Origin of the sequence: Brevundimonas sp. SL161, assembly GCF_049896985.1 — a bacterium.
Taxonomy (GTDB): domain Bacteria; phylum Pseudomonadota; class Alphaproteobacteria; order Caulobacterales; family Caulobacteraceae; genus Brevundimonas.
Window position 1 is genome coordinate 20,795 of the sequence record NZ_JAFCVJ010000029.1, and the last position, 9,545, is coordinate 30,339.

Consider the following 9,545-nt stretch of genomic DNA (forward strand, 5'->3'; position numbering starts at 1 on the left):
TCCTGCTCTGGCGAGCTGCAGTTGGCGTTGACGAGATTGCAGACTCCTCGGAACGAGAACTGATGCGGAACGGCCTCGCTGCGAGAAGCGCGGAACTGCGAGCTGCCGTGGTGCCACAGGCCAATTGGGACGGCGCAGTTGCGAATCTCGATCAGAACTTCGACCCCGTATGGGCGGCGGCGAACGTCGGGACCTTCCTGACCCAGACCAGCGGATTCGATCTGGTCTCCGTGCTGGACAGTCGTGAAACAGTCGTGTTCTCGCGTGACAAGGACGGACCGGCATCGCCCGCCGTCGAGACCGCGCTCGCGGCGCACGCAATCCCCCTGATTTCCGAAATCAGACGGCGGGAAATCCAACGTGGCCCGTTCCGGCTGGAGCCAGGAAACACGCGGATGATTTCGTCGCCGATCCAGGCGTCAGCGGTCAGCCAGATCGCCGGGGCGCCTTATATCGTGGTTGCAACCTTGGTGCAGCCGGATTTTGGAACAGCGCTGCCGGGTGACCTTGCGCCAGTCATAGTCACCGCAGAGGCGATCGATTCGTCATTCATCGGCGTTCTTGCGGATCGATACGATTTGCAAGACGCCCAGATTGTGCCGATTGCAACTCCGTTGCCTTCCGACAAAGTAACGATCACGATCGACGATCAAAATGGTCAGCCGTTTCTCTCGTTAAGATGGACCTCACATCGTCCTGCGATCCATTTTATTTCTATTACATGGCCGTATATCGTAGCGTTTGTAACCATAAGCGCAGCTGCGATTTTTTACTTCAGCCTGGTGGCCCGGCGGTCGCAGCGGAGTTTGAAGGTTGCGCTCGCTGCCGCAGAACAAGCCAGTCGGTCCAAATCAGAATTTCTGGCCTCGATGAGCCACGAAATAAGAACGCCTCTGAATGGCGTGATCGTATCGCTTCATCTTTTGAAGACTGAACCTTTAACATCAGAAGGGAAAAAGTTGCTCGAGGCGGCGTCGAGTTCGGGAGAGCTTGTCAATTCCGTCATCAACGACATTCTCGACTTCAGCAAGATCGAGGCGGGCAAGATGTCACTCTCGCCCGAGACCACCGATATCAAGCGCCTTGTTCAGTTGATTGCCGCCACCTTCGAACCCCAGTGTCTGAAGAAGGGGCTCGCGTTCCGCTGTCGCATAGATCCTTTGGTAGGGGAGGCGCACCTGGATCCTCTAAGACTGAAGCAATGTCTTTTCAATCTGATCGGGAATGCTGTCAAGTTCACACCAGAGGGGCATGTCGAGATGATCGTCACTTCCGTCGAACGTGATGAGGGGCGAGTCCTTTGCTTCGATGTCTCGGATGCGGGCATTGGTATTTCGACAGAGGCCCAGGCTGGTCTGTTTCAGCGGTTCGAACAGGCCGACAGATCAACGACGAGAACCTTTGGTGGCACAGGCCTTGGCCTGGCGATCACGCGAAAGATCGCCGAACAGATGGGCGGGGGTGTCCACCTGGTGAGTGAAGCGGGCAAGGGCTCGACGTTTCATCTCGAAATTCCTGCTCCGCACTGCGGACCACAGCAAGCGACGGAAGCCCAGGACGCCGGCGACAGTCTGCTCGACGGGACCCGTGTTCTTGTGGTCGATGACAATACGACCAATCTGCTGATCGCCTCGACCCTGCTCCGGCGCATGGGTGCGGTGGTGAAGACAGCGCAGAGTGGGCCAGAATCCATCGAAATGGCGTTGAACGCCCGTTTCGATGTCATCCTGATGGATATCCAGATGCCGGAAATGGATGGGCTGGAGACGACCCGCCGAATGCGAGATCTGGCTGGACGCATCGGGCGTGTTCCCGTCATTGCGCTGACTGCGAATGTGCTCGACTCTCATCGGGCGGAATACATGGCGGCGGGCATGGACGGAGTGGTCGGCAAGCCAATCTCGCCAGCGCTTCTGTTGCAGGAAATCCTGTTGATTGGGGCGGCCGAACGAGCAACCGTCTCCGCAGCCTGATCGACATCCGGCTTCAGCGCGCGCCGGGCTCACGGTTTCGGGGGCCTGGCGTTGGGGTTGGTGCCCGCCGATCAGGCTCTATCGGCGCTGCCGACCGCCGGGGGGGGGGAATCGGTCTCACCTCGCCAGCCCACTCGACGACATCGCTTACCCGTCGAATTTCGGCATCGCCTGTGTCCGTCCATCTGAAGCCGGCATGGCAAGGCCTGATAGACCTCGCCGCTCAGAGTGGAAAAGCGACGTCCACGACAAGTCCCGTTGGCTCCCAGGATCGGGTGATGGTTCCTTTGATCTGAGCCACGACGCTGGCTTTCAGAGACGAGCCAAACCCTTCCCGCGTGGGCGCCACGACCTGCGGGCCCCCGGTTTCGCGCCACTCAAGCATCACTTGTTGCTCCTTGACAGTCCAGGTGACCGACACGCGCCCACCGACCCGGCTACAGGCTCCGTACTTGTTCGCATTCGTCGCCAGCTCAAGGAGCAGCATGCTGATCGGCTGAACCTGCTGTGGCGACAGGGCGACCTCGGGACCTTCGAATTCGGTAGCTTCCCTGGGGCAGAGGGCCTCCAATTCCTCCCTCACGACATCTTTGAGTCGGCCCCCTTCCCATCGACGACTGGCCAGGGACGTCTGCGCGCGCGCTAGGGCGTTGATCCTGCCCACGAGGATTTCCTTGTAGGATTCCAGATCGTCGGCACGTGTAAGGCGTGTGAGCGAATGCACGATCGATAGGACGTTTCGCGCGCGGTGATCGACCTCGTGCATCAGGAGCCTTCGGGCCTCCTCGTTGCGCTTCTCCTCGCTGATGTCGCGCGCCTCGATAATCGTACCGACGACCCTGGCTTCGTCGTTTCGGATCGGGCTGGCGGTGAAGGCGACGGGGTAAAACGAACCGTTCTTGTGAATGAAAACCTCTTCCCCCGGCGTCCCGGCGTTTTCAGGGAAAGCCCGGTCGATAGCGCATTCTGAAAGCGGGAAAGGCCGTCCGTCCGGGTAGGTATGATGGATCACATCATGAAGCGGGCGTCCGGTCGCCTCGGCAAAGGCATGACCCGTGAGTTTTTCGGCGGCCTTGTTCATGAACGTGCACTGTTGACTCTCGTCCATGACGAAGACGGACATGGTGGTGTTGTCCAGGATCGCATCAAGCCGACGAGCAAGCGCGCGGGTTTCCTGCTCCAGACGACGGTGCGCGGTGATGTCCTGAATCGCTGCGTAAAAGACGCAATCGCCCTCCTCTTCAAAGAGTTGAAGCTGGACGGCCACATTGTAGTCGGTGCCGTCCTTGCGGCGATGAATCGTCTCAAAGTCCAGACGTTCGATCTCTCCCGAAAAAAAGCGGGCGGATCATGGACAGGAAATCGGCCCTGCCTATCTCTGGTTTCAAGTCCCAAGGCGTCAACGCGGAGAGTTCAGCGCTGATATAGCCAAGATTTTCCCGCGCGCCTCTGTTGACGAGCAGAAACGTGAAATCGTTAGCCGAGAATATATAGACTTCGCTTGTCGCCTCTTCGACGATCCGTCCCAGACGCTCGCTGGTGACGCCGATGTTATAAGTCATATTCTAACGTTCCGCAGGCTAGGCTATGCACACTTGCCAATACGTAGATAACCGATCGCCCGGCGGCAATATGGTCATGGCTCCAGCCGAAATGGGCCGATCACGGCTGGCCACGGGACTTTTTCACAGTATCCGTCGGAAGCGAACATCGCATCATGGCGACGGCTGCGGGGCTGAGAGCGACCTCCCGCTCGCGAAGCCATACCCTTTTTGACATGCCGGGCGCAGCGCGGAGGAGTCCCGGAGCGGCGGCGATGAGTCAGCCGTGTGCGCGACAGGTTGGCTGCTGTGCGCCGCCTAGTTCCGGCTCTCCGGCGCGAAAGCGCTTTCGCCCGGACTGACGAAAGGGGGCCAGGCGCCTGTTCGTTGGAAGCCTATCCGAACTCGACCAGTACATCGTCCGCCGCGACCGGGTCGCCGGCCTTGGCGCCGACAGCTTTCACCACCCCGTCCCGCTCCGCCTTGAGGATGTTCTGCATCTTCATGGCCTCGATGACGGCGACGGTCTCGCCGGCCTTGACCTCCTGGCCGACTGTCACGGCGATGGAGACGACGAGGCCGGGCATGGGGGACTGGATCAGTTTAGAGGTGTCGGCGGCCTGTTTCTCGGGCAGGCGGGCGAAGAGCTCGGCCATGCGCGGAGTGAGAACGCGGACGCGGGCTTTGGTGGCGCCGGTGCGGATCTGGAAGCCGTCGGCGATGCGGGCGACCTCGGCGGTATACGGCGCGTCGTCGAGGACGGCGCGGAACTGGGCCTGGCCCGGGCGCCAGTCGATTTCGTTGAGCTGGAGGGCGCGGTCTTCGCCGGCGAGGTCGAGCGTCAGGGCCTCTTCCTCGTCATAGCCCAGGGTGACGCCGTGCGCGTCGCGGTCGATGAGGACGATCCAGTCTGTGCGGTCGGATGGGTCGCCGGACTGTTCGCTGATGATCTCGTTCATCGCGGCGGCCGTGGCGATCAGGATGTCGATCCGGCGGCGGTCGGGAGCGGCGCCTTTGAAGCCGTCGGGGAACTCGTCCTTGATGTAGGAGGTCGAGAGCTGGCCCGACTTGAAGCGGTCCTGGTCCATGACAGCGGCCAGGAAGGGGACATTGTGGCCGACGCCCTGCAGGTGGGTGTCCTCCAGCGCCCTGGCCATGCCCTCGACGGCGCCCAGGCGGGTCGGGGCCCAGGTGTTCAGCTTGGCGATCATGGGATCGTAGAACATGGAGATCTCGTCGCCCTCGCGGACGCCGGAATCATTGCGGACCGTGTAGGTCCCGATGGGGCTGTCGTGCTCGCCCTCTTCCGGCTGGTCGTAGTGGACCAGGCGGCCGATGGAGGGAAGGAAGCCGCGATAGGGGTCCTCGGCGTAGATGCGGCTCTCGATGGCCCAGCCGTTGATCTTCAGGTCGTCCTGACCGAAGGACATGGTCTCTCCGGCGGCGGAGCGGATCATCTGTTCGACCAGGTCGACGCCGGTAATCAGTTCGGTGACCGGGTGTTCGACCTGGAGCCGGGTGTTCATCTCCAGGAAGAAGAAGCTGCGGTCTTGTCCCGCCACGAACTCCACCGTGCCGGCCGAGTCGTAGTTCACCGCGCGGGCCAGGGCGATCGCCTGTTCGGACATGGCTTTCCGCGTCGCGTCGTCCAGCAGAGGAGACGGCGCCTCCTCGATGACCTTCTGGTTGCGGCGCTGGATCGAGCACTCGCGGTCGAACAGGGAGACGATGTTGCCGTGTTTGTCGCCCAGGACCTGGATCTCGATGTGGCGAGGGTCGATGATGAACTTTTCCAGGAAGACGCGGTCGTCTCCGAATGCGGTCAGGGCCTCGGCCTTCACGGCGGAGAAGCCCTCGGCCATGTCGGCGTCGGAGTGGGCGACGCGGATACCCTTGCCGCCGCCGCCGGCACTCGCCTTGATCATGACCGGATAGCCGATCTCGTTGGCGATCTGGACGGCATGCTCGTCGGACTCGATCAGCCCCATGTAGCCGGGGACCGTCGAGACGCCGGCGGCGTGCGCGAACTTCTTGGACGTGATCTTGTCGCCCATGGCCTCGATGGCGTGGGAGTTGGGACCGATGAAGGCGATGCCCTCGGCCTCCAGTCGGCGGGCGAAGACGGGGTTCTCGCTGAGGAAGCCGAAGCCCGGATGGACCGCCTCGGCGCCCGAACGGCGCACGGCCTCGACGATCTTGTCCTGGACCAGATAGCTCTCGGCGGCGGGGGAGGGGCCGATGTGGATGGCCTCGTCGGCCATCTCGACGGCCATGGAGCCGGCGTCGGCGTCGGAGTGGACCACGACGGTCCGGATGCCCATGCGGCGAGCGGTCTTGATGATCCGGACGGCGATCTCGCCCCGGTTCGCGATCAGGATCTTGGAAAACATGAAGCGGTTCGTAGGCGGGCGCTGCGGGCGTGTAAACGGCGGGATACAGGCTCGCCCGTCGGGCGAAGCGTCACAAGGCTGCCGTTCTGGGTTGGCAAGGTCGGGGTGTATCGGCTTTAACTCGCGGCCGAACCATTCGCATCCCCCGCCTGGAGTTCGTTTATGACCCGCTTTCTGACCGCCGTTTCGGCGGCCGCCTTCCTGCTTGTCGCGGGGACCGCCACCGCGCAGGATTTCCGCGCCCTGGCCCGCACCGACCTGCAGGCGGCGCATGACGCGCTGCGTGACAACCACCCCGCCGCCGTCATCCCCGGCGCGGCCGGAGACACCTTCCGCAGCTGGATTGACGCCGGTCTGGCCGACGCCAACGGCCGGATTGGCCAGGTCAACTCGGGCGACGCCCACGCCTATCTGATGCGCTACTACGCCGGCGGCTTCCGCGATTCGAACATCGCCATCACGCCGTCGTTCGAAGGCCTGGGCCCGTATTTCGGCATCAGCTGGACGGGGATCACCACCGGCTGGCGCAACGGCCGCTATGAAGTGACCTATGTGAAACAGGGCGTGCGCAACGCGCCGCGCATCGGCGACATCGTCGTCAGCTGCAACCTGACGCCCATCGAAGAGTACGCTCGCGCCAAGCTCGACAAGTGGGAAGGCAACCTAGACACCGAGGCTGGTCGCGTTACCTCGGCGCCGTATCTGCTGTGGAACCGCAACAACCCGTTCGCGGCGGGCACGCCCTCGACCTGCGAATTCAAGCGCGGTGATCGCGGTCGTCCGCGCGCCGCCGAATTGCGCCCCATGCCGCTGGTCGCCGGCGACCTCGAAGCCGCCTATCGCGCCACCGTCTATATGCCGCCCGCGACACCGCTGAACGTCGAGACCGTCAACGGCCGTCCGTGGGTGCACGTCCATTCGTTCGCCGACAGCGCCGGCTGGGATGCCTTCAACTCGCTGGTCGAAGGCCAGGCGGGCGCGCTGCGGGCTCCGGCCGGCTTCGTGCTGGACCTGCGGGCGGCGCGAGGTTCCTCGGCCTACACGTCGACGGCGCGCGGCTATGGGCTGGCCAACCGCATCTGGACCCCTGAGTTCACCGTCAGCCGCCAGCCGGCTGCCGGCGAGATCACCTATCGCGCCACCCCGGGCAACCGCACCTGGTACGCCGAGACCCTGGGCCGGATGCAGGCCGATCCGCGCTTCGTCCAGGAAGCCGCGCCGGTGATCGCCCAGACGCAGGAAATCGTCGCCGCCTTCGACACGGCCATCGCCGCCGGTCAGCAGACCTTCACCCTGGCCGGACGCGCCGCCGTCGCCGACACGGGCGCGGCAAACCCCGTTCAGGGCCCGGTCGTGGTTCTGGTGGACGCAGGCTGCTCGGGCGGTTGCCTGGACACGCTGGACCTGCTGACGCGCCTGCCGAACGTGCGCCTCGTCGGCTCGACCACGGCTACGGACACCATCTTCATCGAACCGACCGTCGCTCGCCTGCCGTCCAACTACTCGGACCTGAGCTATGGCCACAAGGCCTGGACCAGCCGCCAGCGCGCTAACAACCAGCCATTCACCCCGGCGCAGGGGCTGACCTACACCGGAAACCCGGCGGACGAGAACGCCGTGCGGACCTGGGTGGGGACGCTGTTCGGCGGCTGATTCAGGCTGAACGACCGAGATCAGGCCGGGCGGGGGAAACCTCGCCCGGCCTTTTCTTTTGCGGCATGGTCGTCTCCCTCCCCGTTCGGGGAAGGGGGTCGCATAGCGACCGGATGGGGCGGCAGAGCGATCCGGACACACGACAGCGGGGATTTCCCTTGCCGCCCCCACCCGGTCTCTGCTTCGCTTCGACCACCCTGCCCCGAGGGGGAGGGAGAAGACCGGGCCCTCTTGGAACCCTGGGTAACGGTTCCCATTTCCCGTCCATGACCGACATCACCGATACCCGTCCGAACCTGTCCGCCGCTGGATACGACCTGACGCCGCCCAGTGAGGGCCAGCGCGTGGCGCTGGAGGCCGATCTGAACGCCGAGGAGAAGCGGGTCCTGCTGTCGCACGGCACCGAGGCGCCGTTCTGTGGCGTGCTGCTGGGCGAGAAGCGGGCGGGGGTGTTCGTCTGCCGTGAGTGCGGCCTGCCGCTGTTCAAGGCGACGACCAAGTTCGAGAGCGGCACGGGCTGGCCGAGCTTCACCCAGCCGGTCAGCGAGGATCACATCACGGCGATCGAGGACCGCGCCTATGGCATGGTGCGCGTCGAGACGACCTGCGCCCGCTGTGGCAGCCACCAGGGGCATGTGTTCCCGGACGGCCCGCCGCCGACCGGCCTGCGCTACTGCATCAACTCTGTGGCCCTGTCGTTCGTGGAGGAGGGCCGGCCTCTGCCCGACCCGCTGGGGCGCGGCGACGGGGTGGCGTGATCGCCTCAACCAAGATGGGGCTGAAACTTCACCATCACGGTCCGGCCTCAATCCGCGTTAGGATAGTCGCCAGTCCGGAGTCCCGCCCATGCTGATCGCTCTCGCCCTGGCCGCCATCCTCGCGCCCGAGGATCCTGACGGCGTGGTGACCACGGCTCCGCGCGGAGCCGGCGCGGTGATGGTGGGGGCCGAGGCGCCGACCACCGACGCGCGGCCCGAGGCGGCCCAGGTGGTCGCCGTGGCCCCTCACAATCTGACCACGCGCGACCAGATCGACCGCTGGGTCGCCGCCCGTGCGCCCGAATCGGAGCCGTTCGCTGTGGCCTCGGGCCCGCAGGACGACCGCAAGATGCACGGCTTCGTCAGCGGCTCGATCGGGACGAACGATTATTCCTCCGTGTCGGTCGGCGTATCCCTGCCGATCGGCGAGAACGGCCGGCTGGACCTGGCCTACAGTCAGACGAAGAACGGCTATGGCTATCCGGGTTACGGCTACGGCGCCTACGGCTATCCGGGCGAATACGGCTATGGGGATGTTGGCTATGGCTATGGCTCGCGGATCCGGCCCTATGGCGTCTATGATTCGCTCTACGGCTCGCAGGGCCGTTCGCGGTCGATGTCGATCGGCTTCAGTTGGGATGAGGACAAGGGGCGGCGCGATCGGGCGCCCTCCCTGACCGCCGAGGACTGAGAGCCAACCGCCTGCACGCACGGCGTGGACTGAAAACCAAAAAGGCCCGGTCTCGCGACCGGGCCTTATCGTTTCGGAATGGTGCCGCCGGGGGGAATCGAACCCACGACCTCAGCCTTACCAAGGATGCGCTCTACCACTGAGCTACGGCGGCCTGTTCCGAGGAAGCGGCCGTATAGCCACTCAACTGCCGGGGGGGAAGCCCATTTTCCCTTGCCCCGAAACTTTTCCCGAGGCTGAGTGAAGTCATGACCAAGCCGCCCGAGTCCTCGACGCCGACGTCCGCCGATGCGACGCCGCCCGCGCTCCGGACGCCGGCAGAGATCGAACGGGCCGAACGCACGGTACGGCTCGCTAGGGCGCTGCGGGACAATCTGAGGCGACGCAAGGCAGTTCAGCCGAAGCGTGACAGGCCGGAGAACTAGGTGGTGTGGACAAAGTGTCTGATCCACAGTCGGATGGATGCGACGACGACGAAGCCGAGGAAGCTGTCGGCGGTCTTGTCGTATCGGGTAGCCAGTCGTCGGCTGTGTTTGAGC

At 64.2% G+C, this 9,545-nt stretch carries 8 protein-coding genes, 1 tRNA gene and 1 pseudogene; 5 read left to right on the forward strand and 5 right to left on the reverse strand.

All coding sequences use genetic code 11. The features are described 5' to 3' along the window. The first annotated feature begins 62 nt into the window (after window positions 1–62). Window positions 63–1,973 (forward strand): ATP-binding protein, encoded by a 1,911-nt coding sequence (locus ACP7AU_RS15155; protein WP_426051940.1) that lies wholly within the window; start codon window positions 63–65, stop codon window positions 1,971–1,973. Window positions 1,974–2,196: 223 nt separating this feature from the next. Here the strand turns inward: ACP7AU_RS15155 and ACP7AU_RS15160 are convergent, their stop codons facing one another. The 3 genes from ACP7AU_RS15160 to ACP7AU_RS15170 all read right to left on the reverse strand — a co-directional run bounded on the left by ACP7AU_RS15160 (window position 2,197) and on the right by ACP7AU_RS15170 (window position 5,904). Next, window positions 2,197–3,240: an HWE histidine kinase domain-containing protein gene (locus ACP7AU_RS15160; protein ID WP_426051941.1), complete on the reverse strand. Its 1,044-nt coding sequence runs from the start codon at window positions 3,238–3,240 to the stop codon at window positions 2,197–2,199. 37 nt (window positions 3,241–3,277) lie between these two features. After that, complete coding sequence (locus ACP7AU_RS15165) at window positions 3,278–3,535, reverse strand: hypothetical protein (RefSeq protein ID WP_426051942.1); 258 nt, start codon at window positions 3,533–3,535, stop codon at window positions 3,278–3,280. A gap of 374 nt (window positions 3,536–3,909) precedes the next feature. Further along, on the reverse strand, window positions 3,910–5,904 hold the full coding sequence (locus tag ACP7AU_RS15170) for a biotin carboxylase N-terminal domain-containing protein (protein WP_426051943.1): 1,995 nt from the start codon (window positions 5,902–5,904) through the stop codon (window positions 3,910–3,912). Window positions 5,905–6,066: 162 nt separating this feature from the next. Here ACP7AU_RS15170 and ACP7AU_RS15175 point away from each other — a divergent pair, with 162 nt between their 5' ends. From ACP7AU_RS15175 to ACP7AU_RS15185, 3 genes are all read left to right on the forward strand, one after another. Further along, a complete protein-coding gene (locus ACP7AU_RS15175; RefSeq protein ID WP_426034921.1) occupies window positions 6,067–7,557 on the forward strand; it encodes a hypothetical protein in 1,491 nt (496 codons plus the stop codon). Window positions 7,558–7,823: 266 nt separating this feature from the next. After that, on the forward strand, window positions 7,824–8,315 hold the full coding sequence (gene msrB, locus ACP7AU_RS15180) for a peptide-methionine (R)-S-oxide reductase MsrB (RefSeq protein WP_426034923.1): 492 nt from the start codon (window positions 7,824–7,826) through the stop codon (window positions 8,313–8,315). 88 nt (window positions 8,316–8,403) lie between these two features. Then, a complete protein-coding gene (locus tag ACP7AU_RS15185; protein WP_426034925.1) occupies window positions 8,404–9,006 on the forward strand; it encodes a hypothetical protein in 603 nt (200 codons plus the stop codon). Window positions 9,007–9,085: 79 nt separating this feature from the next. Here the strand turns inward: ACP7AU_RS15185 and ACP7AU_RS15190 are convergent. Continuing rightward, window positions 9,086–9,160, reverse strand: a tRNA-Thr gene (locus ACP7AU_RS15190). Between the two features lie 94 nt (window positions 9,161–9,254). On the opposite strand from ACP7AU_RS15190, the gene ACP7AU_RS15195 reads away from it, so the two are divergent. Then, window positions 9,255–9,431, forward strand: coding sequence for a hypothetical protein (locus tag ACP7AU_RS15195; RefSeq protein WP_426034927.1), 177 nt, complete (start codon window positions 9,255–9,257; stop codon window positions 9,429–9,431). Here the strand turns inward: ACP7AU_RS15195 and ACP7AU_RS15200 are convergent. Beyond that, a pseudogene (locus tag ACP7AU_RS15200) lies at window positions 9,428–9,545 on the reverse strand (IS5/IS1182 family transposase); the annotation flags it as partial. The gene ACP7AU_RS15195 and the pseudogene ACP7AU_RS15200 sit on opposite strands and share 4 nt — an antisense overlap.